Raw genomic sequence first — 26,428 nt, forward strand, 5'->3', positions numbered from 1 at the left:
ATCATCCAGCTTTCTGTCATGCGCCCATCATATCGTCGAACCAGTTCATCAGCTCCACCGAGAGGTGCTCCAATCTGGTCTGGGGCTTCCAGTCCGGCTGAGCAGACTGCGGAGTCTCCGGCCCGGGCTGTGGAGGCTGTTCGGCCTCCGGCTCCGGCCGCGGACTCTGCGCTGCCGATGGTTCCGGCTGCGGGGACGTATGTGCCGCAACCGGCACAGGCCGCACAGCTTCGGCATGGCGGGCCAGCTCCTGACGCAGCTGCTCTGCATGAGCGCCCGCGCACTCAGCCTCCTGCCGCGCCTGCTCGCAGGCCGCTTCCAGCTGGGCATTTTCCTGCCGCAGCGCGGCCATCTGCCGTTCACAGGCAAACAGACGGGTCTGATAGCGCAAAATTTCCGCACTGGCCGCTGCCAGCTTTCGGTTCATCTGCTCCAGCTGGGCACACACCGCCTTGGGCGGCTCTGCCGGAGCCTTTGCCGCGGCAGACTGGGCACAGCGCTGCCGCGAACCATTGTTCTGCTGCCTGCCCTGCGCCATGGTGTCCCTCCGATCCATCCGATACGCCCGATCTGCTTATGACGGCCAGCTTTTTATCTGCGCTTGTTCAGCATGGCCATCAGCTGGTCGTAATAGCCATTATCGCTGTTGTCCTCTTCCACGGGCTTTGCAGCAGTGGGTGCCGGTGCAGCGCCGCCTGCGGCAGAAGCTGCCGGACTTGCAGTCTCGCTGCTGAACACAGCAGACGGAGTGGACTGTGCGCCGCCCATTGCATTGCTGATGCTGCTGCGCAGGTCGCTTGCGCTCTTGTTGTCAAAACCGGTAGCAACCACGGTCACACGCATCTCGTCCGAGAGGTTCTCGTCGAATGCAGTACCCCAGATGATGTTTGCATCGGGATGTGCGCTCTGGGTAATGAGACCTGCTGCAGTCTCCACATCCTCCAGACCGATGTCCGGGCTGGAAGTGATGTTGATGATCACGCCGTGTGCACCGGCAATGCTGGTCTCCAGCAGCGGAGAAGAAATAGCAGCCTTTGCGGCGTTCTCGGCCTTGCCTGCGCCCTTGGCACTGCCCACGCCCATGTGTGCGTAGCCGGCATCCTTCATGATGGAGCGCACGTCGGCAAAGTCCAGGTTGATGAAGGCGGGCACATTGATCAGAGCGGAAATGGACTCAACGCCCTGACGCAGCACGTTATCGGCTGCCTGGAAGGCATTCATCAGGGTGATCTTTTCCTGACTGATCATCTTCAGGCGCTCATTGGGAATGACGATCAGACTGTCCACATGCATGAGCAGGTTTGCAATGCCCTGCTCTGCCAGGCCCATCTTGCGCTTGCCCTCAAAGGAGAAGGGCTTGGTGACGATGCCAACGGTCAGAATGCCCAGATCATGGGCGACCTCGGCCACAACGGGTGCTGCACCGGTGCCGGTGCCGCCGCCCATGCCGGCAGTGATAAACACCATCTGGGAACCCTTGAGCGCATTTGCGATCTCGTCCTTGCTCTCTTCAGCGGCGCGCTGGCCGATCTCGGGGTCTGCACCGGCACCGCGGCCCTTGGTCAGCTTGGAACCCAGCTGCACCTTGGTGGCAGCGTGGTTCTTGGCCAGAGCCTGCTGATCGGTGTTCATTGCGATAAATTCGACGCCCTGCAGGCCGTCGCTGACCATGCGGTTGACAGCGTTGCCGCCGCCGCCGCCCACGCCGATCACCTTGATCGTCGTAACATTTTCGTCCATTTCTTCATCGAGCATGAGTGCCATAACTTTGTCCTCCATCGGATTTTATCGTAAAACTGCGCATAGCGCACAGAAATTATCTGCTTACACTTATATAACTGTATCGTATCATCTTTTTGCCCTGAATGCAAGTCAATTTTGCTTTTTTGAAGGTGTTTTTTTCTCGCTGGCGCTTTCCCGCGGCATTTCCCGCTCAATTTGGGCACCAAGTTCCGCCAGCATCTGTGCAAAACCGGCATATCCGCGGTCGATATAACCGGTTTCGGTAATGCGGCTCCGTCCCCTTGCCGCCAGCGCGGCCACCACCAGTGCCGCGCCTCCGCGCAGGTCCGCAGCCCGTGCACACGCGCCCTGCAGCTGCCGCACCGGTCGGATGTCCAGTGTGCGTCCCTGCACCTGCACAGCGGCCCCAAAAGCCGCAAAACCCTCTGCACAGCCAAATCTCCGCTCAAACACCACGTCCTCGATGCTGCTGGCGCTGTCGGCGGCAAGCATGGCAGCGGCAAGCAGCGGCGCTGCGTCCGTTGCCAGTGCCGGGTATACCCCGGTGAACACTCTGCCCGCGCCGTGCAGCGCGCCCAGCCGGGTAATGACCGCACTTTCCGGCCCTGTTTCTACCCTGCAGCCCATTTGTGCCAGAATTTCCAGCAGCGGTGCATAGGTCTCCGGCCTGCAGCCGGTCAGTTCCACCCGGCCTCCTGCCGCCGCGCAGGCACAGGCAAGGGTGGATGCCACGATGCGGTCGGCCATGGGCGCAAAGCTGCAGCTATACAGCATTCGTCTGCCCTGCACCCGGATGGTGCCGGTGCCCGCGCCCTGCACACAGCCGCCGCACCGGTTCAGGAATGCTGCCAGATCGCTGATCTCCGGTTCCCGCGCGGCCCCGCGCAGGACCGTCTCGCCCTGCGCCGCAGCTGCTGCCAGGAGCAGTGTCTCGGTAGCACCCACGCTGGGAAACCCAAGTGTGATGTCCGCACCGTGCAGCCCGGCAGGCGCTGTCAGGATCAGCCTTGCCCCCTCCTCCCGGCAGTGCACGCCCATCTGCGCAAGGCCGGAAAGGTGCAGGTCCACCGGCCTTGCACCAATGCGGCACCCGCCGGGCAGCACCGTTTCCACCCGGCCAAGCCGCGCCAGAAGCGGTGCGCAGAACAAAATGGATGCCCGCATCCGCGCGGCGGCTTCCGGCGCAAGGCGGCAGGTGGAAGGCACGCCCTGCACCGTGATGTCGCTGCCCTGCCAGCGGGCCGTGCAGCCCGCACCCTGCAAAAGCTCCACGCTGGTGTCCACATCCGCAAGATGCGGCACCTGCAGAAAACGCACCGTGCCATTGCACAAAAGGGCCGCTGCCAGCAGCGGCAGCACGCTGTTTTTGGCTGCCGGGATGTGCACTGTGCCGTTCAGCGGCATGCCGCCCGTGATGATAAGATCTCCGCCCATGCAAAAAGCCCCCGTTCCGCAAAAGATACCTCATGCTATGCGGCGCGAAGGCTTTTTGTTTATTTTGTCTGCAGTTGTGCCATTTGTTTGTCCGGTCATTTGTGGATGCACCGGCAGCGGATGCTGTCGTTTTATGGCAAGGAACGCCCGGTTTTATGTTTCCCCGCGGGACACCGACAGCACGATGCCCATTTCGCCCAGCAGCATCATCAGACTGGTGCCGCCGGAGGAAAAAAACGGCAGGCTGATGCCGGTATTGGGGATGGTGTTGGTGACTACCGCCATATTCAGCACTGCCTGCAGGGCCACCTGCACCACAAAGCCCACTACCAGCAGCGCACCGAACCGATCCGGTGCATGCGCCGCCAGCGTGATGCCCCGCCACAGCAGCAGCGCAAACAGCAGGATCACCGCGCAGGCTCCCACAAAGCCAAGCTCCTCGCACAGGATGGAAAAGATGAAGTCGTTCTGCGGTTCGGGCACGAACAGGTGCTTCTGGCGGCTGCTGCCAAGGCCAAGGCCCGCCGCGCCCCCGGAGCCGATGGCATACAGGCTCTGGATGGTCTGGTGGCCGTCGCCCAGCGGGTCGGCAAAGGGATCCAGCCATGAGCTGAGACGGCTGGCCGCGTAGGGCACAAGGTCCGGCATAATGATGATGGCAGCTCCAATGGCCGCTGCACCGCCCGCCCCGGCCAGCACGAACCACTTGAGGCCGGTGCCGCCCACGAACATGAGCACCGCGCCGATGCCCAAAATGAGCACGGTGCCGGAGAGGTGCGGTTCCAGCAGCATGAGCACGGCCACCGCTCCCAGCACCAGTGCAAAGGGCAGCACCCCCACCGCAAAGCTGCCCATGCGGTCGTGGTTGAGCGCAATGATATGCGCAAACACCAGCACCACCGCAAATTTGGCGATCTCGCTGGGCTGCAGTGTGCCCAGGCCCGGCAGCACCAGCCAGCGCTTGCAGCCGTTGTACTCCGGCATGAACAGCACCGCCGTCAGCAGTACCATTGAAAGCGCCAGCAGCGGCCATGCCAGCTTGTGGTAAACATGGTAGTCCACCCGGCTTGCCACCCACATGGCCCCGATGCCCAGCGCAGCATACAGCAGCTGCGGCCGCAGGTAGGCAAAAGCATCGCCCCGCCGGTACAGCGCCACTGCACTGCTGGCACTGCCCAGCATTACAAGGCCAAAGCCCACCAGCGTGAGCACCAGCACCAGAAACGGCAGGTCCATGGCCGGCAGATGCCGCAGCGGCAGGCCGCGCTTTGCATGGGCAGCAGCTTTGTGCATCCGTATCACCTCCGTTCCTTTATTGTACGCGGCGGCGGTGCCGGTTAGTCATATCCCCGGCACACCGGCGCATACACTTGCCCAGAGAAGGAGGTGCCTGCCATGCCAAAACCAGAGCCGCGCCTCTTGCGCACCCTGCCGGAACGGGCATTCCATGCCCGGGCACGGCTGGTGGCCGCGTTGATGTGCTGCGTCTGCTTTGCGGGGCTTGCCGCGCGGCTGGCGTATCTGCAGCTGTTTTCAGGCGACTGGTATACGAACCGTGCCCTCGGCCAGCAATTGCGCGATACTGTGGTGCCTGCCGACCGGGGCCGTATCTACAGCGCCGACGGTGTACTGCTTGCCGCCAACAGCAGCTGCTGGACATTGCGGGCCTCCCCGCGCGAGATGCCGGAGGAAAAGCTCAGCCTTGCCGCGCAGGGCCTTGCGGAAATATTGGAGCTGGACGAAGCGAAGCTGCTGGAAAAATTCAGTGACCGCACCTCCAACGACTGCCTTTTGCGCTACCGCGTGGAGCGCGACACCGCCGACCGCGTGCGGGATTTTTGTGAAGAGAACGGCATCACCGGCATCCGCATCAATCAGGACTCCAAGCGCTGGTACCCGGAGGGGGAATTTCTGGCCAGCGTGCTGGGCTTTACCAATGTAGACAACGCCGGTGTGAGCGGGCTGGAGCTGAAATATAACGATGTGCTCACCGGGCAGAATGGTGTGGTGCTCACCGCCGTCAACGCTTGGGGCTACACACTGGAGCAGAGCTACGAGACCGAAAAAGTGCCCTTGGAAGGCAGCGGCCTGCGGCTGACTGTCGATGCCAACATCCAGCATTACCTTGAAAACGCGCTGGATTATGCGGTCAAGGAGCATCATGTGGCGGCGCGCGCCGTGGGCATCGTGATGGACGTGAACACCGGGGCCGTGCTGGCCATGTCCACCACGCCCGCCTACGACCCGAACCAGCCGCGCGTGATCTACGATGCAGCCGCCCGCAAGGCCGTGGATGCCCTTACCGGCAGCGAGCGCGCTGCCGCCCTGCAGCTGGCCCAGCAGACCCAATGGCGCAACAAGGCCGTCAGCGACCTGTACGAGCCGGGCAGCGTGTTCAAGCTCATCACCTGCGCCGCCGCGCTGGATGCCGGGGCTGTGAGCAAAAACTCTACCTTTTACTGCGGCGAGTCCATCTCGGTGGCGGGCACACGGTTTCACTGCGCCAACCACAAGCGCCACGGCAGCCAGACCGTGACCCAGGCGCTGGAAAATTCCTGCAACCAGAGCTTTATCCAGATCGGCGCGCGGCTGGGCAAGGAAGCCTTCTGCGATTACTTTGCCGCTTTCGGCCTGCGGGAGCCAACCGGGGTCGATCTGCCCGCCGAGCCCAAAAAGAGTCTGTACTACACCGCCGACCGCATGGGGCCGGTGGAGCTAGCCTCCTGCGCCTTCGGCCAGAGCAGCAAGATCTCCTATATGGAAATGGCCGCAGCCGTGTGCGCTGTGGTGAACGGCGGCAGGCTGATGCAGCCTTATCTTGTCAGCGATATCCTGAACCCGGACGGCAGCATTCTGCAGCACACAGAGCCGGTATGCAGGCGGCAGGTGATCAAACCGGAAACCTCTGAAACCATGCGTGAGATGATGGAAGCTGTGGTGCTCTACGGCGGCGGGCGCAATGCCCGCATCCAAGGCTACCGGGTGGGCGGCAAGAGCGGCACCAGCCAGAAGCTGGACAGCGCCGACGAAAAAGCCCGTATTGCCAGCTTTGTGGCCGTGGCTCCCATCGACGACCCGCAGTTTTTGTGTCTGGTGTGCTTGGACGAACCCCACAGTTGGACGACTGCCGGCGGCAGCCTTTCAGCCCCGGTGTGCGCCGAGGTTCTGGAACAGACGCTGGTGTACAAGGGCGTGCCCCGCGCCGTGGAACCGGAAACCGATACCGATCCCGCCCAGACCGCTGCCGACCTGCCCGCCGACGGTGACAGCTTTGACGGGGCGTAAGCAAAAAAAGGCCCCGGAAAGGTCTTCCGACTTTCCCGGGGCTGCAATGTTTTTTTGTTTAATTCTGCTGCGGCTGCTCGCGGAAGACGATCTCGCCGGTCTCGCTGTTCATGGACTCCACAATGGCAAGGCTCTCCAGCTGGATGCCCTTGCTGCGAATCAGCTCGCCGCCCTGCTGGAAGCCCTTTTCCACAGCAATGCCGATGCCCTCCACGGTGGCGCCGGCTTCCTTGGCCAGATCCAGCAGGCCCATCAGGGCACAGCCGTTGGCAAGGAAATCGTCAATGATCAGCACATGGTCTTCCGGGGTGAGGAACTTTTTGGAGACGATCACATTGTAGATCTTTTTGTGGGTGAAGGACTGGATCTTGGTCTCGTAGTTGTTGTAGTCCAGATTGATGCTCATGGACTTTTTGGCAAATACCACCGGCACGTTGAACTCGCTGGCCACGATGGCTGCAATGCCAATGCCGCTGGCCTCGATGGTGAGCACCTTGTTGATGGGCTTGCCTGCAAACAGGCGCTTCCACTCCTTTGCCATCTCCCGGAACAGCGGAATGTCCATCTGGTGGTTGATAAAGCTATCCACCTTGAGCACATTGCCCTCGCGTACGATACCATCTTTGCGAATACGATCTTCCAGCATCTTCATAGTGCAGCAGTTCCTCCAACCTGATTTTTTCCATGCCCATGCGTTTGCAGCGCATATTTTTCTTTTTATTTCACCTAGTATACCGGATGCTCTTTCCTTTGGCAAGAGGTTTTCTTGATAAATTTATAGGTTTTCCGCTCTTGTACTTTTTACAGATTCGAGTATACTGTAGTTAATATAAGGTGTGTCCGGCATCTGTGCACCGGCGCACAGGAGGGGAGAGCATATATGAAAACGGGTCTTGTGCTGGAAGGCGGTGCCATGCGCGGCATGTTTACCGCCGGTGTTCTGGATGTACTGATGGAGCATGGCATCGTGCTGGATGGTGCCATTGGCGTTTCGGCCGGTGCGGTGTTCGGCTGCAACTACAAGTCCCATCAGATCGGCCGTGTGATCCGCTACAACACCCAGTATTGCAACGATAAGCGCTACGCAAGCTTCGGCAACCTGCTGCGCACCGGCAACCTGTACAGTGAGCAGTTCTGCTACCACACCGTGCCGGAAAAGCTGGACGTGTTCGACACAAAGGCATTTGCAGAGAACCCCATGGACTTTTTTGTGGTGTGCACCGATGTGCGTACCGGCGACCCCATCTATCACAAGTGCCGCACCGGCGATGCCGAGGATATCCAGTGGATGCAGGCATCCGCTTCCATGCCGCTGGCGGCCAAGATCGTAAAGATCGGCCATTATCAGCTGCTGGACGGCGGCATTGCCGATTCCATCCCCGTGCGGTTCTTCGAGTCCATCGGCTACAAACGCAACCTCATTGTGCTGACCCAGCCCAAGGGCTTTGTGAAAAAGAAGAACAAGATGCTGCCCGCCATCCGGGCACGCTACCTGCGCTACCCCGCTTTCGTGGAAGCCGTTGCCGACCGTCACGAGCGCTACAACGAAACGCTGGATCACATTGCCATGCTGGAGCAGACCGGCAAGGCGTTCGTCATCCGCCCGCCCATCCCGCTGGAGATCGGCTCCATGGAGCGCGATCCGCTCCAGCTGCGCCGCGTCTACGAGACCGGCCGTGCCGTTGCCGAAATTCAGGTGGATAAGATTGCCGCCTTTGTGAACGAATCCAAAGCTGCAGCGGAAGAGTAACGGCGGCACAAACAGATATCCTGCATGTGCATAGCCCCCACGGGGAAGCAGCTCTTTTGATCGAAGCGCAGGTGCGCAGCCAGAAGGTCTACATGTGATGTTTTCGCGGCATCACGAAAATGTTAACGTCAACAAAATCATGGTATAGCAGCAGCCCCGGTGAACCTGACGGTCCATCGGGGCTGTTTTTGCGCCGTCTTCTGCGACATCGCCGCAGCTGTTCGAATCCACCCGCCCAGTGAGTTTAGCCTTATCGCAAAACAAAAACCTCAACGCACTTGCATACGTTGAGGTTTTTTGGTGGGCGCGGGTGGATGTCGCGAGCCGCGCATCTAAAAAAGCCCCACAGGGGCTTTTTTACCCGCCGGACTATTCGGCGGGCCGATGCTGTTCGAATCCACCTGCCCAGTGAGTCTGGCTTTGCAGCAAAACAAAAACCTCAGCGTACTTGCATACGTTGAGGTTTTTTGGTGGAGCGAAGCAACCCAAATCCGAACCATTGCCCTCTGAGGCATCTTTGGCGGCGATTTCATCGAAAGTGATGGTTTTTGTGCCGTCTTTGTAGTTGAATGTAATCAAAACTTTTTCATCATAGAGATAAACAGCATTCACGAATGTATTGATAAGCGTCTCACGGTGGCTTTTCACGTTCGGGTCGAGCTTGCGGAACCGGGTCAGCCAGAACCGAACCTGATTTTCGCTTAACCGTGGCCGAGCGATTTTTTCTTCGGCGATCCGAACTTCAAGTTCTTTCTGCTGGGCTTCCAGCTTTTCCAAACGCGATTTGGTGGAGTTGGTCAGCACACCTGCTTGAATGGCGTTCAGCATATTTTCAATGCCGTTCTCCACCTCGCGCATCTGCTTTTCCAGCAAAGGGAGCGTGGTGTTTTCCTGATCCTGCAGCTCCATCACTTCCGCAACGATGGCATCAATCACGGCATCGTTCTGAATCAGCTTCATGGTTTCAGCCACGACCAAATCTTCCAGCCACTCTTTACGGACGGTCTTTTTCTTGCAGGTCTTGAAACGCTTCGCGGTGGCGCACTTATAATAATGATGAACGACCTTGTTTCTACCCGTACCGCACTCGCCGAACATCATGGCACCGCACATTCCGCAGAACAGCTTGGTGGTGAGCAAGTAATCGTCCTCAGCCTTGTGACGGGCAGGAGCGCGACTGTTCTTCTTGATTTTTTGCTGCACTTCTTCAAACAAGTCCTTGTCCACGATGGCCGGGATGCTGTCGGGCATCACAATGTCCTTGAAGTGGTTTTCTCCGATGTACCGTTTGTTCGTCAACAGCTTCTGAACACTGTTGTAGGTGAACTTCTGGTTGCGGTTGGTGGTCACGCCGCTGTCGTTCAGCCAGTTCATCAGTTCCTTCATAGTTGCGCCATCGTTGTACCGCTGAAAGGCTTCTACCACAAAGGGAGCTTTCAGCGGATCGACTTGAAAGAACTTCTCCTCGTCCACCTTGAAGCCAATGGGAATCGTGCCGCCGTTGTACTTGCCTTTCAGCACATTCTCAGTCATGCCGCGCACAACTTTTTCAGAAAGCTCTGCCGAGTAGTATTCAGCCATGCCGGTGAGCATACTCTTGACCATGATACCCGCAGGGCTGTCAGAGATAGGCTCCGTGGCAGATACCAGCTTAACATGGTTTCGGTCCAGCAGATACTCATAGTGTGCCGAATCATAACGGTTTCGGGCAAAGCGATCGAGTTTCCAGACCAGCACGATGTCAAACAGTCGCTTTTCGCTGTCCTTGATCATCTGCTGGAAATCCGGGCGGTTGTCGGTTTTTGCGGAAAGGGCGCGGTCAATATAATGCTTGATGACTGTGATGCCGTTCTTCTCTGCATAGGCCGTGCATTCCCGGATCTGTCCCTCGATGGATTCCTCGCGCTGGTTGTCGCTGGAATAACGGGCGTAAATCACAGCGGTCATGCGAACACCCCTTTCACTTCATTCTCCGCAGGCGGCGGACAAGGTCGGATGCACTGTACAGCACACGCGCCACCGACACGGCATCCTCGCCCACGATGTAGAACACCGAGTAGTTATCCACCAGCATCTGCCGCAGCCCTTGGGTGCGCTCCGGCTCGCTTTCCACCAGCGCACAGCGTTCCGGCAGGATGTTCAGCGACTGGATGGCTTCTGCAATGCGGTTATACTGCCCCATAGCCGTGTCAGGTTCCAGCAGACGGTCAGCAATGTAGCCGTAGATCTGCTCCATATCGCTGAGGGCTGCATGGGAAATTTTCACGTCATACTGCTTCATCTATATTGTTCCCTGAACTGTGCGAATGCGCTTGCAGCATCCACGGTGTCACCGTTCTGAATCTCCTTGATGCCTACCTGCAAGGCGGCGTGGAGCTGGTCATCGGTCATGGTGTCAGCATTGAGTGCAGCCGGTGCTTTCGGCAGGGACAGCGAGAACGGAATGCCGCCGGTCAGCGTGATCTGGCGCAGGTACATATCAATGGCGGTTGCCATCGGGATACCGAGCTGCTTCAACACATCCTCGGCTTGCTGCTTGACAGTAGGGTTCACACGAAGATTGAGTGTCATCGTTTTTTCCATGGTTATCACCTCAATGCCATTGTAACGCATTTTGCGTTGCAAGTCAATCAAGCACGAAACCTCAATTGAAAATTCTCTGTATTGTACAATATACTTATTGCCGAATTGTCGATGTTCGATATCAAAATCGCTTACTCCTCTTGCGATAGTAAGTTCCCACTGGAGTTTAGCACAATCAGAAACTATATATCCACCACCGGCTTGACGGCATTGGTTTGAGTGACCGAACATCAAAATCAAGTCATGGAGGCTCGCATATTGAGCAATCCATTTTCTTTCCACTGCATCATAGGGATAACCGGAATTCCCCAGCATCTCTTTTATTCAGGATTTTTCTACTGAAATCCGGATTCCAAATCCTCCCTCTGAGTATGCAATGCTTATCCATGTTTCATCTTTTCTTAGCAAAACGCCTGTCGAAACGCTTTCTGAAGCCGATGCCTCTTCAGCGTATCCTAAGGTTTTCAATTGGTCAATATATTTTTGTATTTCTTCTTCAGAGATATTATTATAAAAGATTGCATAATACCCAGCATTAGAACCATCCAATATATATTCTATCGTTCCACTTTCCGGCTCACAAATAAGCCTAGTGTATTCATTATCCGGCCAAACTGAAGTATAAATACATTTTACATCAGACGGATTGGTTCCTCCATGTGTAGCAAATTTTCCCTGACCTGAAAAACGAATGCAAAGAAAGACCAATATCAAAACTATAAAGGCAACCGCCATACTGCTAAAAAATTCCAATTTCTTATTCATTTGGTTTGCTCCATAATTCAAACGTACAAAGCCACGATTCTTTTCTTTCGACTCTAAAGAATCGTGGCTTTTATACCCATTATCTAATGCTTTTATTACGGAATCGTGATGTCGTAGGAAATGGAGAACTGGCCACCGTTTGCCAAAGCATTCAATTTGTTTTCAAGGAAATTATCTGCATTGGAATCACCTCCATCACGGTTTTCATTTTAGATGTTGATAATAGCAAAGCACAAATAGAAAAAAATCCACAATATTGTAGCAAGACGGAGAAAAAATGTCACCAAAACGGTGTAAGCGCAAAGCAGGGATTGGTTCTTGATCTCTGTTGTGAGAGTTCACAAACGTCCGGGGTGCTGTTGCCGGAAGGATGCTTTCTTCAATTTTCTTCCAGAATTCTCTGCAAATAGCGGGCTGTTTATGCTTCTTGAGAATCCATCTAGTGAATACCGACACCCTCCATAATCTTTTCTATCCAATTTGTGGAAGAATCATTTTTCTCACTAAATGACCCCAAATAATGTGACGAACTCTCAACCTCTATTATTACACCATCCGGCATTCTGTATTTTTCTAAACTGAGATTCAAACCTTTAAGTGGGATTGTTCTAGCCAGTTGAGGGATAGAAACTGTATGGAGAATATCAATTTTTGATAAACCTCTATACGTTTCTGTCTTTTCGGCTTCACTTAGCAACCGTTCTGCATACTGATTTGAAATAACCTGTATGCGAAATTGTTCTTTTTCATCCTCGGTCATCTCAAGTGGAACGCCGTGCAATGTGTCCACAATATAGGACGAAATTTTAGCGAAGTGCTCGTCAAAATCAGTGGTATCTTCGTTGGTCATATTTCTGTTCTACCCTCATTATAAGCTTTCCGGTCTGCTTAAAGTTACAGCTTTCAGCGTAAAGCTTCCGTAGTTTTTAATGCTAAACGATAGTTATCGAACTTTTCCACAGCTTTTGCAAAATCGTCGAGAAAAAGTTCTGTATCTTTTTCATTCGTACCACTTTACCCCATTATTAGAATTGAAAATTAGTAGCCCTTTGATATAAATAAGTAAACGATGAATCCACCCCACAAAACAACTTCAGCAATTATCAAACACTTCAAGTGTTGCTGCAATTTTTCGGGGTCAATTTCGCCTTTTTTCAGAAAATCATAAATTGAATTTCGCAATTTATCTATGTCTTCCTGCTTGATTTCCAGTTTCAAATAAAAATTTTTCCCGAAAAGGAGCTGGTGCATCCCATAATATATTGAAAGCAATATTAAAAATGAAGTAATACTTACAAGCGCTGGCTGGGTCCAGCTTATTGTCATACCTTCTACCGATGTAAGATTTCTATAAAAAATAATATCACTTAAACCAGCTACAAACAACAGAAAATTCCAAACCAAAAATGTATATAAAGTTTTCTTCATTGTCTATACCTTCTTTCACTACTGCCCACATCGCTGGCAATATCGAATTCCTACTTTATTTTTATGCTCTCAATTTTTACAAATCATCAAACCTACCCTCCTTGCTTTTTGTTTAGATAACGAAATTTAAGCCTGATTTATTTCGTTTGTCCACAAAATTTTTCAAAATCGTATGGTTGCACATAAATTTCCAGAAAGCTTGTAGCACAATCACGTTTTTTTTCTTTTTATTCAAAGAAACCACCACGGCAGTTCCAGCCACAGGTTATCCATATCCCCCACCGACTTGACGGCATTGGTTTGAGTGGCCGCACACCAAAAATCAAGTCTTGGAGGATACTATTATGACAAAATTGCTTTCCTGCCGCTACAATATGGACACCAACCGGGTGGAAGCCCGGTTCGCGGACGGTTCCACCCTTGCCATCGACTGCATCGCCATTGAGGATGAATACGGCAACACCCCGACACGGCGGGCGGAACTGGACTGGCTGCTGTACAATAAGCCGCTGGAGTATGCCCAGCTTGTGCTGGGTGGTGAGATTGAGCATTATCTCTCACTTGGCTGTGACCATGGCATATTAGAAGACTAACCTTTAATTAAAATATCCAAAGCAGACAAAACATCCCTCTACTTTGCAGTCGTTGCAAATAGAGGGATGTTTGTCATCATCACAAGATGAAAAGCTATAAATTTATTTCAATTTTCCTCCACTCTCATAATCGTGTAGAACAGATGTCCCTAGTACCAAGAGAATCACACATATAATGCAGATCCAAGGAGTATCAAACCACAGCGAAATCAGCACTGGAACACAAGAAATCGCTATTATCCAAAAACCAACAGCCAAGAATCTTGATGTCTTTTTCAAGTTGTAGTGTTTTTTCTTGCTATACGCTTCTGCGATTGAATTTTTAGGAATCACCCAAAAATAGATTCCAACAGCAACTAAAAGAATAATCACCCAAAAACTATTGACAAATTTTTCTTGATTGCTTAAAGACATTTGCACTTCCTCGGCATTACGCCCATCCTACAACATTCCATGCATTATAAGTGAACATTTCATTGTGAAAGTTCACAGCAAGAGACTGCGTTTTCCAGTCTTTCGGAACATAGCCTTCGTAGTAATTGTTGTTTTTTGCGGCAGACTTCACATCTGTTATATAATATTTATATGCTTTAAGTTCTGCATTGGAATCACCTCATATCAAGTTTGAATTCATATTCTATGCGTCAAATTGTGACTGATTTCAATGATTTTTTGGTGATGACTAAGATGTTTTATTTAGCTCATTTCGTCCAATTTGATAGATTTTCTTGTCTTGTTCTTCTACTTCAACAATAAGTCCATCTTTTTGATGATGAACAATCACCGGAATATAAGCATCCGAATCCTCAACCATCAAACAAGTGATTCCATTGTCCCATTTCTCGTCCAACTCCGTTGACAGCATAGAAATAATTTCTTCTCGTGTCATTTTGATTCGCTGTTCACCTCCATTTTTTGCTCCCAATAGGAGCTTTTGTTTAGTCAACGTAGTTCACATTGTGTTTGTGACAGCTTTTTGGGAAAAAGTTTAAGGTCTTGTCAACTTTGGATGTTTCGACAAAAAAACGCCCGCACATTTGTAAGCAATTACAAGTGTGTGGGCAAGAATTAGCCCGTCAGGAAATGCTCTCTGCAATTTTTAGAATCTCTTTACGTGGTATCTTTCCAATAATCGTATGTGAAATGCCATCTTTCTCCCATACTAGTACATATCCTGTATGTCCTCCATTATTACTCGTTCCGAGTGTGGCATCAGCTGTTCCAGCTTTAATGCGCTCATAAACCGTATGCTCATTGTCGAAAGTTTCGACTTGTCCATAGTCTTGAATTATGGAACAGTCCACATAATAAAAGATGTTCTTATCATTGGCATCAACGTAGGCATGAAGGAATGATATTTCGTTATCATATCCTTGTTCATAATCTCGTTCAAAACCGTCCGGCACATAATGATCGTTGTATCCATCCGGCAATCGTTCCAACGGCTCGCCATCCACCTGATATGTCAGCTGCATCTCAACAGGCAGGAACTTCTGAATCATCGTATAAACTGCCTTGCGGAAGTCTGCGCTTACTGCAAGTGCGCCGAGAGTTAAAATTACCAGCGTCATGGCTGCAACAAGCACTCGTTTCAGCACAGGGCGGCGTTTATGCAACGCCGCTTGCAGGCGAGCATCCCATCGGAAAGTATCCGGGTAGCGTTCTTTAAGCTGTGCCGGAGTTGGCAGCTCGTCCAGTTCTTTCTGTGCATCTGCACGGAGTGCCATCATCAAAGCTGCATCAAAAGAGATCTCTGTCCGCTCACTCACGGCTGTTCAACTCCTTCCACAATATTTTTCTTCCACGGAAAAGCCGCATCCGAACTACTTCATCTGTCAGTCCAAGCGATTCTGCAATCTCCCGGTTTGTGTAGCCCATCGCCAAAAGGCGCAGAGGATCACGGTACATCGGTTTCATCTGTCCGATCAGTTCTGTCAGGTGTTGGATGTTATCGGTGCTGACTACGGCATCATCCGGCACCGGGGCATCATCTGGTGCGTCCGGGACTTCTTCCAGCGGTTCTTCTCGCTGCTTGCGAAGCATATCGTATGCACGGCTTCTACTACAACTAACGAGATAAGCGGCGAGTTCGTGACAGTTTTCTCGATGAATTTTAGAAAAATTTTTGGTGACGTATAAAAACACCTCTTGCAGCACATCCTCTGCCAGATACGAATCGCCCATGATTTTGTAAGCAGTATGGTAGACCAGCCGCTTGTAGGTATTATATACATCTATAAATTGTTCTTCGCTGCTCCGGTCATCCAGAACTGCCAGATACATTGCCAGCATTTTCGCCCACATCCCTCTTATCGGGAGGAATTATGTCAATTTGACACAATTCCTCTCTGCCCATTCAGATAAACCACCACGGCAGTTCCAGCCAAAGGTTATCCATGGCCTGTTCCTCGGTCTTTTTTGCGCGGCCTTTTGTCAGGTGAAAGTATATCGCCGTGCCGATCAGAGGATGCTCCTCGCCATCGGTGAAGCCATAGCGGTACAGCAGATAGGTCTGCTCCCGCTGGCTCAGCCGTTTCAGTGCATCGTACAGTTCCCGGCGCGATTCCTGTTCTTCCATAATACTCTGCGGCTGCATGGCATAAGGGTCAGCTATGGCTTCAATGCGCCGCAGCTGCTCTTCTCCCGGCAGAACATCGTCCAGCGAAACACACTGATAGCACACACCATCCTTGTCCTCCGTTACCATCCGCTGTTCAAAAGCGGCAAAGGCATCCCGCACCATGTCCATCATGGCGTTGCGGATGGCAGGAGCCGCATAGGTCAGGAACTTCATGCCGCGCGCTGCATCGAACTTCGGCACAGCTTTCCATAAGCCCAGATTGCCCGCCTGTTTCAAATCGTCCGTGTCAAGGTTCAGGCCGGACTGTGCCAGATTCATGCTGCGGAAAAGGTCATTTGCCACCTTGCCAATAAAGGACTTGTTGTTTTCGATCAGGCTGTCCAGTGCGGTGGCGTCCCCTTTCTGTGCCAGCGCACAAAGCCGTTCATTCGTCTGCTTCATGGGCGTTTTCCTGCTCTGCGGCAGACTGCAAGATTCCCAGCAGACCGTTCCGCAGCTGTTCCAGTGCCTCCGGCGTGGCTCCTTCCATGCCCGAAACGCTGTCCAGCATGGCATCCACCAACTGCTCTGCCGTGATCGTTGGGTACTGCACATCCTGCCCTTTGGTCAATTCGGTGAACATTTTCTCTGCCACTTTCTTGCTCATGGCTTCCTGTTCGGCGTAATGGCTCCCAATGCCCTTTTTGATCTCCTTGACCGCCGCCATGAAGTACATTTCAATGTCATCAAGGTCGCCTTGGTGCACCGGCTTTCTCCGAAGGCTGATGTCCTTTGCGGCTTTCACTGCCTCCGGGGTCTTGACCCTTGTACGCAGCAGGGTGCTCAATGTCGTGAGCATGGCGTTCTGTGCCGCGATACCGGATGCAAAGGTATCATCAAAATACTGCGCTATGCGGTAAGTAAGCTCTGCAAAGCGAGCGTTTTCCAACAGCAGGTTGACCACCTCTGTATTGACACGCCCTGTGTAGAGGTTCTTTGCAGCTTCTACGGACAAGCCCAGTTCGGCAATGTCGTAATTTTTGCGGTCGGGGATGTTGGTTTCTCCCAGCAGGAAATCCGTGGACACATTAAACAGCCTTGCGATTTTCAGCACCTGCTCATGGGTCAGCGTCCCTTTTGCGCCGCTGATGAAGCGGCTGATGGTGCTTTTGGAGCAGCCGATTTCCTTGGCAAGCTCCGGTTGGCTGATGTTGTGCTCTTTCATCAAGTCCGCAAGACGGACGTTGGATGGTGCGGGCAGATATTCCTGTGCCATGTGGTCGGCCCTCCTTTTTGATCTTTTTCCTCATTATAATACGCTCTGCCGTTTTGTTCAATATACGGCTTTCTCTCCGCCTTTGCTGTTGCAGCCCTGCAACCAGTAAGGGCTTTTTTCTTTTTCCGTTGCAGTTTTGCCGCTTTTTCGCCTTTCCAGCAAAATTTTCCGTATATTCAGGCAGGAAGCAAAAAACACCAGAGTTCCCACTTTGGGTACTCTGGTGCAGTACATAACATCTATCTGCCCGGTGGCCGCAGGGTGCGGGGTTTTGTCGGCATCGAACCGCTTGTCCCCCCTGCCCGTAAAAAGTGCATTTTTTCACAGAAGAAGTTCGTACAACCTGTACGGTCTGTACTTGTACGCACCTGTACGGCAAATTTGCGTAAATTAAAGCGTATTATCGTTTATATTTCGGATTTTCGTACATCGTACGAACCGTACAGGCTATTTGAAGTCCGTACGCAATTTTTTCAGATGCGTACAGAGCAATCAAGTTCGCATTGTGCGAACTTGATTGTAATTCTCCCGCAGGAGACGTTCCCCCTCGGAGAGTCCTCGAAGAGCCCACTACACTTTGCAGCCCATAGGGATGAAAGTGTTATAGTGGGTTATTACACTTCCGAAGAAGTGCATCTTCGTTCCCCGTCACCTCTCGATGAACCTTGAAAGGAGGGATGCCCTTTGGCAAGAAACGATGGCGTTGACCGCACCAGCGTCCGAAATCTCGCCGTTTCGGACAAGGCCGTTGGCAACACCCAGCAGCACAATGAGCGCGAAAAGGACAGCTATCGAAACCCCGATATTATCCCCCAGCGCGCTGCATGGAACGTCCACTTCAAAAAGCCAACCGACAGCTACACTGACCTGTTCACCCAACTGGAAACCGCTGGCACGATTTCAACGCGCGGCTTGAAGCCGGATGCCACCCATTACTGCGAGCTTGTCTTTGATGTCAACTCGGCCTATTTTGACAATCACGGTGGCTACGAGTTCGCCAAGCAGTTCTATGAGGATGCCTACAAAGCAGCCGTTCAAATCGTGGGTGGTGAGCAGTATATCCTCTCGGCAGTCATGCACGCTGATGAGATCAACCGTGCCATGACCGAAGCACTAGGCAGGGAGGTCTACCACTACCACCTCCATGTGGTCTATGTACCTGTGGTGGAAAAGCAGATCCTGTGGTCGAAACGCTGCAAGGACAAGGCACTGGTCGGCACAGTCAAGGAGACCGTCATGCAGGTCAGCCGGAGCAAGAAGTGGGCATCCAAACCTCTGCTGGACGAATCGGGAAAGCCTGTTTTGCAAAAGAACGGCAAGCCAGTCCTGAAGAAGTCGTACAGCGTCCTGCAAGACGATTTCTTCAACTATATGCGTACTGCCGGGTACACCGATGTGGAGCGCGGCGAGCGTGGCAGCACCGAAGAACATCTGACTGTCACCCAGTTCAAAGTCCAGCGGGAACAGGAGCGTCTGGACAGTCTGACCGCCCAGATCGACCAGAAAGAGCAGCACCTCACCCAGACCAGCAAGACCCTTTCCAAAAAGGAGAAGGAACTCGCCGCTGTTCAGAAGAAAGCCATTATCACAAAAGATGCGCTCATTCACGCGCGGGACTTGGATGATATCGGCAAGCGCACGTTTCTCGGCAACTATTCGCTGACCGAAGATGAATTATCCGCCCTGAAAAAACAGGCCACACACGGCTATATGATGGACATTGAGAACCGCCGCCTGAAAGAAGAACTTTCCACCGCCAAGAAAGAATCTGCCCGTTGGAGCAGCAAGTACCATGACCTTTGGTACGATGTGAAGCCTTATCTGGACGCGCTTCATCATGCGCCGGAATTGGTACGCAGCTTTCTGGAAAAGGTTCTGGTTTCCAAGCAGGGGCGTACTGTGGATACACAGCAACGAAACCTCCATCGTGGACAGGATATTGAACTTTGATTTTCGGAGGACACTATTTGAGTAAAAAGAAAAAGTCTGTAAACAAATCCGGCTACCCGGATGAAGCAATCAAGTCGCTGGCACGTTGTTTCTATCCCTCTATGATGGAATTTTTCAATAGCGAAGAAGGCCAGCGTGAATATGAGGAGTGGCTGAAAGAGCAGGAAGCTCTACAAGCTTTGCCTGTTGCAGCATAAAAACAGCAGGACGTTCCCGGTAAAGGAACGCCCTGCCTTACATAGATGTATCTCACCGAGGTGTGTCCAGTTGGGCACACCTCTTATTTTTTTGTCCTTAATCTTCTAGCCCATGGCTCCCGGCTGCATTTTTCAAATATTCCTCCGGGTCACCGTTCAGAATCAAATCGGCATAGCTCAGCGGGTCATTGTAGATAAGGTAGTCCAGTTCGGTTTGCTGTGCCATGGTCACGTCCAGCGCATCCTCAACCCCGGTACAGTCGATGGAGATTTTTCTCCCATCTTGGAGAGTCAACTCCACACACCCGGTATCCATGTTAAACTTGCAGGCTCTTTCATCGTACTTCATAATCGCATCCTCCAATTCTCGTTATCGGCTTACGGTCTATGACAAGGCATCAGAGTTTTGCGCCGTCCACGGGAGCCTTCATTGTTGTACCCGAAGAAAACGAAAAATCCGAACCCTTCTCCAATCGGAAACAGGTTCGGATTTTTCTTGTTTGGTGGGCGCGGGTGGATTCGAACCACCGAAGCTGAAAGCAGCAGATTTACAGTCTGTCCCCATTGGCCACTCGGGAACACGCCCATATTCAGTTTTTGCAGTCCATGGATTGCCTGTATATATTACCACCCGGATGGTAGTTTGTCAACATCTTTTGCGGAATTTTTGGATTTTTGTGCCGAAAGCAAAAACACAAAAGCAAAAGCCGCCCAGGAATCAACGTTCCTGAGCGGCTTTTTGGAGCTGGTGACAGGAGTTGAACCTGCAACCCACTGATTACAAATCAGTTGCGCTGCCATTGCGCCACACCAGCATGGACCAAGCGGTCTTTTGATAGAATACCAAAAAACGCGCGGCTTGTCAATATCTTCTTGGCGCGCAAAAAACCCATTCCTCAAACAGTATACTATACCGTTTAACAAATGAGGTGCCATTGCCATCAGTTCATGCTTTCGTCTGCTTTTAGCATTCTTTTCTGTTGTATCACGTTTTGATACCAGGAATTTTCAACGCAATACATCGATAATAAAATCGAACCATTCGATTCTATTATCATAAAAACCCCACAGGAACCGCGGACGGCTCCTGTGAGTTTCAAAGTCTGTTGTATTCTTTTTTGAGCAGCGGGCTGCTTCACCGGGCAAGGGCCTGCTGGATCTTTGCAAAATCCTCCAGTGTGAGGGCTTCCGGGCGGATGCGGGCATCAAAACCGGCGGCTTCAATGGCGGCTGTCACCGCGTCCTTGGGCATCCCCAGGCCGCTGGCAATGGCGTTTGCAGCCGTTTTGCGGCGCTGTCCGAAGGCGGCACGCACCAGCGCAAAATAGCCTTCTTCGTCCTCCACCTGCACAGCGGGCTGCGGACGGATCTCCATGCGCACCACGGCGCTGGTCACCTTGGGGGCCGGGTAAAAACTGCCGGGCGCAGCGGTGAACATCATTTTGGAGGTGGCATAGTAGCTCACCGCGCAGCTGATGGCACTGGATGCACGGGTGCCGGGCGCAGCAGCCAGACGGTCGGCAGCTTCCTTCTGTACCATGACGGTCAGGCTTTCAATGGGCAGGCGGTCGCCCAGCAGCTTCATGACGATGGGGCTGGTGATGTAGTAGGGCAGGTTGGCGCACACAGCCACCGGCATACCGGGGAATTCTTCCGCAATAAGAGCCTTCAGGTCAACTTTCAGTACATCCTGTAATACCAGTTTGAAATTGTCCACTCCGGCCATCGTTTCGGCCAGCAGCGGCGGCAGGCGTTCGTCCACCTCAATGGACACCACCTTGGCGGCGCGCTTTGCCAGTTCCCGGGTCAGCACACCGATGCCGGGGCCGATTTCAATGACGCCATAGCGCTTATCCACGCCGCTGGCATCCACAATCTTGGGCGGCAGGCCCGGGTTGATGATAAAGTTCTGTCCAAAACCCTTGGAGAGTGCAAAATCGTATTTTTCACACAGGGCGCGGACCACCGAGAGGTCGGTCAGTTCGGGCATAGATTCCATCCTTTTTCATAGTACGATTTGAATGCCCTCCGCGTCGCTTTGGGCATATTCAGCGGAAATATTATTATAATATGGCAACCCAGCCAGACCTGCGGGTCTGGCTGGGTTGCCTTTTCACGAGAAGGGGTCGGTACGGTAAACGGGAGCGCTGCGGGGCGCTCCAAAACGCCTTTTCACGTGAGGATAAGCCGGGTTCCTTTTTACGAGAAGAAGCCCATGCAGCATTTCTGCCGGTTTTACCCTTTATTCTGCGCTGGATGCTGCTTCGCTGCCGGCTTCTGCTTCGGCGGAGGAAGCCGTTTCCTCAGAGGAAGCGTTCTCCGGCTCAGTGGCAGCGCTGTCGGCTTCTTCGGAAGCGGCAGCCGAAGAAGCTGCTTCGTTGACACCGCCCAGAGTCGTGGTACCGCTCAGCTGCTGTGCTGCGCTGACCGCACGCTGGATCTGCGGGTCATCCTCGGGGGTATAATCGTAGAAATTCGTGGTCTCTTCGGCACTGAGGGCACGCTCCACATCCACGCTCAGGCCGGTGCCATCAAAGCAGGAGCCGTCGCCGCAGATGAGCTTTGCCACCGTGATGCTCACGGCGCTGCCATCCGAAAGGCGCTGCGGGCTGCTCTGGATGGTGCCCTTGCCCATGGTGGTGGTGCCCACCAGACGTGCGCCGTTCATGGTGCGCAGGCTGGCAGCAAACAGCTCTGCCGCGCTGGCGGTGTTACCGTTGACCAGACAGACGATGGGCAGCTCCACCTTGCTCTCATCGTCGCTGCTGCCAATGATGGTTCGGTTTCCGTTCTTATCCTCGGCATAGGCCACAGTGCCTTCCGGGGCGATCAGATCGATGCAGCTGATGGCATCATCCAACACGCCGCCGCCGTTATCGCGCAGGTCGAACACAAGGCTCTGGGCGCCGCTGGTAGTGAGAGACCGGATGGCATAGTCCAGCTCGCTGGGCGTGCTGCCGTCGAACTGGCGGATCTTGATGTAACCCACGCTGTCCAGCATCTGGTAGTCCACAGTCGTGCTGGTGTAGCCGGAGTGGGTCAGGTCCGCCGTCCGGGAAGCAGCCTTGCTGTCGAGCCATGTAACATTGACGATGGTGCCGGCTTCGCCCTGCAGGCGGGACTGCACGGCATCCACCCCGGAAAGGCTCTTCACATCGGTGCCGTCAATAGCAGTGATGTAATCGCCCACCACGATACCGGCTTCCTGCGCAGGCGAGTCCTCATACACCCTGGTCACTCTGGCATAGCCGGTCTGGTCCATGCCAAGCTCCACGCCAATGCCCATCACCTTGCCGCTCTGCTGGTTCATCAGCTCGGTGTAGGCGTTGGCGGTGTAGTAACGGGCGTACTTGTCGCCGATACCCAGCAGGTAGCCTGCAGTCAGGCGGTCGTACAGCACCGTTTCATCAATGGTGTAGTAGTCGTTGCTGCGCACATAGCGGTCCACCTCGGCCACTTTGTTGTACATGCTTTCCTTTTCCTTCACGCTGCTCACCGTGCTGTCAAACAGACGCATGGCAATGAGCATGGTAATGGAAAAGGTCACGGTCATGGCAAGGATCACAATGGTGACAGCCATGCCCACAGAGATCTTACGGTTCATGCTTGCCCCTCCCTGTTAATACAGCAGCATCATGATCACACTGCTCAGCAGCGAGAGTGCAAACACGCCTGCCAGAACAAGGCAGCCGATACGCAGCCAGCGCTTGTGTTTTTGTTCGTTCATAGAATACCAGACTCCTTATAAACACACTCAGTTGTGCGGGAACGGGATATAACCGCGCGGATTGACCGCATTGGCCTTTTTGCCGCCCTTCCAGACCTCCAGATGCAGATGGTTGCCGGTAGAGTTGCCGGTAGAGCCAACGTAGCCGATCAACTCGCCCTGCTTGACATACTTGCCTGCGCTGGTGGCGACCGACCTCATGTGGCCGTACAAGGTACTGTAGGCGTTGCCGTCCGACATGCTTCCGTGGTAGATGATGACATAGTTGCCATAGCCGCCGCTGGACCAGCCCGCCACCTGCACATAGCCGCTTGCGGCTGCGTAGATGGGGGTACCGCCCGGGGCCGCCAGATCGATGCCGGCATGCAGCCTGTTGACGCCGGACACCGGATTCTTACGCCAGCCGTACTCACTGGAAATGCGGGTATAGCTCTTCAGCGGGCAGGCAAAGCCGGTAAAGCTCAGCTGCGGCTTGCTGGATGCAGCGGCCGCGATCAGCTTCTGGATCTCTTTCTTGACGGCCTCATAGTTCAGCTCGTCCGATTCAATAGCGGCCTGTGCCGTCTGCTGGGCCTTCTGGGCATCCTGTGCAGAAAGCTGCGCCGCAGAAATGCTGCTGTTCAGCTCGCTCTGCTTTGCCTTCATCTGGTAGTTCTGGGTATCCAGCTCCGCCTTCTGGCTCGTCAGCTCCTTGCGCTGGGCTTCCAGCTCCACCTTATCTGCTTCCAGAGCGCTCTTGGCAGCCTTCATGTTGTCCATGATCTCGGTATCTTTAATGGAGATATCCTGCATGACCTCGTTGAAGGTGAGCAGCTCATACAGGTCGTTCACTGCGCTCAGCATGGCCACGCTGCCGCCGTCGCGCAGCTCTTGCATGGCAGCCATGTGCTTTTTAAAATCGCCCCACTGGCTGTCGATTTCGGCCTGCTTCTGGGTGATTTCGCCTTCCTTGGCGGTGATCTTCTGCTCGGTCTGGCCAATGTTATTCTGCACAGCAGCGATCTGGGTGCTCAGCACACTGATCTGAGACTGAATGACGCCCACGCGCTCCTTCAGCTCACTTTCCAGCGCTTTTGCAGCAGCTTCCTTTTTCTTTGCGTCCGAAAGCTCCTTCTTGTGCTGGTCGATGGATTTGGAAAGGCTGTTCAGCTTGTTCTGCAGGCTGGCCATGCTGGTGGCTGCCGTGGCCGGCTGGAAGCTGACGCTTGCCGCAAGGCATACCGCCGCCAGGCACAGACTCACGCCGCGCAGCAGCTTGCTGCGGGCAGGCTCCGGCCGTGCATGGCGCGGCGTATGGCCGGGCATCTGCAGCCGGAAGGGCTTTGCATGAAGTGCTTTTTTCATGTGCAGCTCCTTTCGATCACACGTTCAGGTGCTTGCGGATGGAGAACATACTGCCCAGACCACCCACAACGGCACCGCCGATGAGGCTGTACGGGATGATAGTGGACCAGACGGCGCTCACCGGCACCAGTGCCTGACCCATGATCATTTCCCACACGCCGCCCAGACCGTCGGAGGCCTGCACCATGTAGGAGTAGCCGCCCAGACTGATCGCTGCAGTGAGCACGCCGGAGATCAGGCCCATGGCCAGACCTTCCACAACGAAGGGCAGAGTGACCAGACCGTTGGTGGCGCCCACGTACTTCATGATCTCAATTTCGCGGCGGCGCGCAAACACGCTCAGGCGGATGGTGCTGCCCACCGTGATGATGCTGACGACCATCAGCACCAGCACGATACCGCGGCCCACTTTGGTAACAGAGCGCTGCACCTGCACAAAGACGTTGGTCATTTCCACCGGGGCGGTAACGCTGTACACGCCCTGAATGGCCTGCATCTGCTTGCTCATGCTCTCCATCTGGCTCAGATCCGCGATGGAAACGCGGTAGTTGGCCTTGAAGGGGTTGTCATTTTCAAACTCATCCCACAGGGAGGAGTAATCTTCCATGTAATTGCGGTAGGTGTTCAGCACGTCCTGCTTGGAGACGAACTGCACATTGGTCACGCCGGGCATTGCCGCCAGCTTTTCGCCCACGGCCTGCGCAGTGGCATCATCACACTCCGGGTCCAGATAGACCACGGTCTCGTTCTGGCTGCCCAGATAGTTCACCATGCTGTCCACGTTCACCTCGGCAAGACTTGCAAAGGTGTTCAGGGTCATACAGACACTGAGGGACAGGATGCACACAAAGGTCATGGCCCAGTGCTTGCCCAGATTGCGGATACCGCGCCGGACCAGAAAAAAGAAGGTAGAAGGTCTCATCATACGGTGGCCGCCTCCTTTTCTGCAGTGTCAGCAGGTTCCAGCTCGGTCTCGAACAGGCGTTCTTTGCGCTCTGCGCGTGCGCGGATGGCTTCCTTGTCGGCAGGCACATCCGAAATGATGCGGCCCTTTTTCAGGGTGACGACGCGCTGGTGGAACTGGCGCACCAGCTCGTGCTCATGGGTAACGACCACCACGGTGATGCCCGTTTCGCTCACCCGCTCCAGCAGCTCCATCATTTCCAGGCTCAATTCCGGGTCGATGTTGCCGGTGGGCTCGTCCGCAATGACCAGCTTGGGGCCGTGGGCAAGGGCGCGGGCCACAGCCACGCGCTGCTGTTCACCGCCGGAAAGGGTGTCCGGATAGGCCTTGGCCTTATCCTCCAGATGCACCAGCTCCAGCATGTACTCCACACGGTCGCTGATCTCCCGGCGCTTGACGTTGGTCACATGCATGGCAAAGGCGATGTTTTCGTACACAGTCATGGTGGGGATCAGCCGGAAATCCTGAAAGATAATGCCCATCTGACGGCGCAGATACGGCACCTGATGGCGGTGCAGGCTGGCAACATCCTTGCCCAGCACGGTCACCTTGCCCTCACTGGGCAGCTCTTCGCGCAGCAGCAGCTTGAGCAGGGTGGATTTGCCTGCGCCGGAATGGCCCAGCAGGAACACGAACTCGCCGTCGTCCACATGGAGATTGATATCGTCCAGTGCCAGCGGTCCGCCCCGTTTATATTCCTTGGAAACGTGTTCTAAATCGATCATAGGGTAATATTAGCTCCTGACATTAAAATCTGTTTTCACAGCAAAAAGAACCGGCCAGCATCGGTTTCGAGCGGCCGGTTCTGCACTGCAGGCAGAGCCTGCAG

General features: G+C 54.0%; 28 protein-coding genes and 2 tRNA genes. 5 read left to right on the top strand and 25 right to left on the bottom strand.

Features of this window, described 5'->3' with window-relative positions; genetic code table 11:
- Nucleotides 1-16 precede the first annotated feature (16 nt).
- The 4 genes from DXA66_RS01415 to DXA66_RS01430 all read right to left on the bottom strand — a co-directional run bounded on the left by DXA66_RS01415 (nt 17) and on the right by DXA66_RS01430 (nt 4,470).
- A complete protein-coding gene (locus DXA66_RS01415) occupies nt 17-538 on the bottom strand; it encodes a hypothetical protein (protein ID WP_118526350.1) in 522 nt (173 codons plus the stop codon).
- A gap of 53 nt (nt 539-591) precedes the next feature.
- Nucleotides 592-1,764 (bottom strand): cell division protein FtsZ, encoded by a 1,173-nt coding sequence (gene ftsZ / locus DXA66_RS01420; RefSeq protein ID WP_097776527.1) that lies wholly within the window; start codon nt 1,762-1,764, stop codon nt 592-594.
- Between the two features lie 108 nt (nt 1,765-1,872).
- A complete protein-coding gene (locus DXA66_RS01425) occupies nt 1,873-3,177 on the bottom strand; it encodes a UDP-N-acetylglucosamine 1-carboxyvinyltransferase (protein WP_118526352.1) in 1,305 nt (434 codons plus the stop codon).
- Between the two features lie 153 nt (nt 3,178-3,330).
- Nucleotides 3,331-4,470, bottom strand: coding sequence for an FtsW/RodA/SpoVE family cell cycle protein (locus tag DXA66_RS01430; RefSeq protein WP_118526354.1), 1,140 nt, complete (start codon nt 4,468-4,470; stop codon nt 3,331-3,333).
- 102 nt (nt 4,471-4,572) lie between these two features.
- On the opposite strand from DXA66_RS01430, the gene DXA66_RS01435 reads away from it, so the two are divergent.
- Nucleotides 4,573-6,462: a penicillin-binding protein 2 gene (locus DXA66_RS01435; protein WP_118526356.1), complete on the top strand. Its 1,890-nt coding sequence runs from the start codon at nt 4,573-4,575 to the stop codon at nt 6,460-6,462.
- Between the two features lie 58 nt (nt 6,463-6,520).
- On the opposite strand, the gene DXA66_RS01440 is transcribed toward DXA66_RS01435, so the two are convergent.
- A complete protein-coding gene (locus tag DXA66_RS01440; RefSeq protein ID WP_097775238.1) occupies nt 6,521-7,114 on the bottom strand; it encodes a xanthine phosphoribosyltransferase in 594 nt (197 codons plus the stop codon).
- A gap of 228 nt (nt 7,115-7,342) precedes the next feature.
- Between DXA66_RS01440 and DXA66_RS01445 the strand changes: the two genes are divergently transcribed.
- Entirely contained in the window at nt 7,343-8,212 is an 870-nt protein-coding gene (locus DXA66_RS01445; RefSeq protein ID WP_097776523.1) for a patatin family protein, read from the top strand.
- Between the two features lie 369 nt (nt 8,213-8,581).
- Here the strand turns inward: DXA66_RS01445 and DXA66_RS01450 are convergent, their stop codons facing one another.
- From DXA66_RS01450 to DXA66_RS01470, 6 genes are all read right to left on the bottom strand, one after another.
- Nucleotides 8,582-10,159, bottom strand: a complete 1,578-nt coding sequence (locus DXA66_RS01450) for a recombinase family protein (protein WP_118526358.1) — start codon at nt 10,157-10,159, stop codon at nt 8,582-8,584.
- Between the two features lie 13 nt (nt 10,160-10,172).
- The gene (locus DXA66_RS01455) at nt 10,173-10,493 is read right to left on the bottom strand and encodes a type II toxin-antitoxin system RelE/ParE family toxin (protein WP_117553375.1); all 321 of its coding nucleotides are present in this window, start codon (nt 10,491-10,493) and stop codon (nt 10,173-10,175) included.
- Nucleotides 10,490-10,795, bottom strand: a complete 306-nt coding sequence (locus DXA66_RS01460; protein WP_118526528.1) for a type II toxin-antitoxin system RelB/DinJ family antitoxin — start codon at nt 10,793-10,795, stop codon at nt 10,490-10,492. Before DXA66_RS01460 ends, DXA66_RS01455 begins: the two co-directional genes overlap by 4 nt.
- Before the next feature lie 324 nt (nt 10,796-11,119).
- Nucleotides 11,120-11,560, bottom strand: coding sequence for a hypothetical protein (locus DXA66_RS14030; RefSeq protein WP_005929376.1), 441 nt, complete (start codon nt 11,558-11,560; stop codon nt 11,120-11,122).
- Between the two features lie 439 nt (nt 11,561-11,999).
- Nucleotides 12,000-12,410, bottom strand: coding sequence for a hypothetical protein (locus DXA66_RS01465; RefSeq protein ID WP_015564578.1), 411 nt, complete (start codon nt 12,408-12,410; stop codon nt 12,000-12,002).
- Nucleotides 12,411-12,598: 188 nt separating this feature from the next.
- Entirely contained in the window at nt 12,599-12,988 is a 390-nt protein-coding gene (locus DXA66_RS01470) for a hypothetical protein (protein WP_118526360.1), read from the bottom strand.
- Nucleotides 12,989-13,332: 344 nt separating this feature from the next.
- On the opposite strand from DXA66_RS01470, the gene DXA66_RS01475 reads away from it, so the two are divergent.
- A complete protein-coding gene (locus tag DXA66_RS01475; protein WP_118526362.1) occupies nt 13,333-13,581 on the top strand; it encodes a DUF6061 family protein in 249 nt (82 codons plus the stop codon).
- A gap of 102 nt (nt 13,582-13,683) precedes the next feature.
- Here the strand turns inward: DXA66_RS01475 and DXA66_RS01480 are convergent, their stop codons facing one another.
- The 6 genes from DXA66_RS01480 to DXA66_RS01505 form a co-directional block, all read right to left on the bottom strand.
- Nucleotides 13,684-13,995, bottom strand: coding sequence for a hypothetical protein (locus DXA66_RS01480; protein WP_044959580.1), 312 nt, complete (start codon nt 13,993-13,995; stop codon nt 13,684-13,686).
- 268 nt (nt 13,996-14,263) lie between these two features.
- Nucleotides 14,264-14,470 (bottom strand): hypothetical protein, encoded by a 207-nt coding sequence (locus tag DXA66_RS01485; protein WP_118526364.1) that lies wholly within the window; start codon nt 14,468-14,470, stop codon nt 14,264-14,266.
- Between the two features lie 187 nt (nt 14,471-14,657).
- The gene (locus tag DXA66_RS01490) at nt 14,658-15,350 is read right to left on the bottom strand and encodes a DUF4367 domain-containing protein (RefSeq protein ID WP_118526366.1); all 693 of its coding nucleotides are present in this window, start codon (nt 15,348-15,350) and stop codon (nt 14,658-14,660) included.
- Entirely contained in the window at nt 15,343-15,873 is a 531-nt protein-coding gene (locus tag DXA66_RS01495) for an RNA polymerase sigma factor (RefSeq protein ID WP_118526530.1), read from the bottom strand. Before DXA66_RS01495 ends, DXA66_RS01490 begins: the two co-directional genes overlap by 8 nt.
- Before the next feature lie 64 nt (nt 15,874-15,937).
- Complete coding sequence (locus DXA66_RS01500; RefSeq protein ID WP_118526368.1) at nt 15,938-16,603, bottom strand: sigma-70 family RNA polymerase sigma factor; 666 nt, start codon at nt 16,601-16,603, stop codon at nt 15,938-15,940.
- Nucleotides 16,587-17,417 carry a helix-turn-helix domain-containing protein gene (locus DXA66_RS01505; RefSeq protein WP_118526370.1) on the bottom strand — a complete coding sequence of 277 codons (831 nt, stop codon included), beginning with the start codon at nt 17,415-17,417 and terminating at the stop codon, nt 16,587-16,589. The genes DXA66_RS01500 and DXA66_RS01505 overlap by 17 nt, the downstream gene beginning before the upstream one ends.
- A gap of 684 nt (nt 17,418-18,101) precedes the next feature.
- Here DXA66_RS01505 and DXA66_RS01515 point away from each other — a divergent pair.
- Both DXA66_RS01515 and DXA66_RS01520 read left to right on the top strand, forming a co-directional pair.
- Complete coding sequence (locus DXA66_RS01515) at nt 18,102-19,367, top strand: plasmid recombination protein (RefSeq protein ID WP_118526374.1); 1,266 nt, start codon at nt 18,102-18,104, stop codon at nt 19,365-19,367.
- Between the two features lie 17 nt (nt 19,368-19,384).
- Entirely contained in the window at nt 19,385-19,564 is a 180-nt protein-coding gene (locus DXA66_RS01520) for a hypothetical protein (protein ID WP_243089011.1), read from the top strand.
- Between the two features lie 97 nt (nt 19,565-19,661).
- Here DXA66_RS01520 and DXA66_RS01525 read toward each other — a convergent pair whose 3' ends face one another.
- The 8 genes from DXA66_RS01525 to ftsE all read right to left on the bottom strand — a co-directional run bounded on the left by DXA66_RS01525 (nt 19,662) and on the right by ftsE (nt 26,324).
- Nucleotides 19,662-19,913, bottom strand: coding sequence for a DUF6061 family protein (locus DXA66_RS01525; RefSeq protein ID WP_118526378.1), 252 nt, complete (start codon nt 19,911-19,913; stop codon nt 19,662-19,664).
- A gap of 152 nt (nt 19,914-20,065) precedes the next feature.
- Nucleotides 20,066-20,150: transfer RNA gene (locus DXA66_RS01530), tRNA-Tyr, on the bottom strand.
- Nucleotides 20,151-20,304: 154 nt separating this feature from the next.
- A tRNA-Thr gene (locus DXA66_RS01535) sits at nt 20,305-20,379 on the bottom strand.
- Between the two features lie 320 nt (nt 20,380-20,699).
- Nucleotides 20,700-21,554, bottom strand: a complete 855-nt coding sequence (gene rsmA, locus DXA66_RS01540; RefSeq protein WP_118526380.1) for a 16S rRNA (adenine(1518)-N(6)/adenine(1519)-N(6))-dimethyltransferase RsmA — start codon at nt 21,552-21,554, stop codon at nt 20,700-20,702.
- A 252-nt stretch (nt 21,555-21,806) separates the two neighbouring features.
- Nucleotides 21,807-23,168, bottom strand: a complete 1,362-nt coding sequence (locus DXA66_RS01545) for a S41 family peptidase (RefSeq protein WP_118526382.1) — start codon at nt 23,166-23,168, stop codon at nt 21,807-21,809.
- A 150-nt stretch (nt 23,169-23,318) separates the two neighbouring features.
- Entirely contained in the window at nt 23,319-24,635 is a 1,317-nt protein-coding gene (locus DXA66_RS01550; protein ID WP_118526384.1) for a murein hydrolase activator EnvC, read from the bottom strand.
- 16 nt (nt 24,636-24,651) lie between these two features.
- Entirely contained in the window at nt 24,652-25,560 is a 909-nt protein-coding gene (locus DXA66_RS01555; RefSeq protein ID WP_005944448.1) for an ABC transporter permease, read from the bottom strand.
- Complete coding sequence (gene ftsE / locus DXA66_RS01560) at nt 25,557-26,324, bottom strand: cell division ATP-binding protein FtsE (protein WP_097781588.1); 768 nt, start codon at nt 26,322-26,324, stop codon at nt 25,557-25,559. The genes DXA66_RS01555 and ftsE overlap by 4 nt, the downstream gene beginning before the upstream one ends.
- Nucleotides 26,325-26,428 lie beyond the last annotated feature (104 nt).

This window comes from Faecalibacterium sp. OF03-6AC, from assembly GCF_003478175.1.
In the GTDB taxonomy this organism is placed as follows: domain Bacteria; phylum Bacillota; class Clostridia; order Oscillospirales; family Ruminococcaceae; genus Faecalibacterium; species Faecalibacterium taiwanense.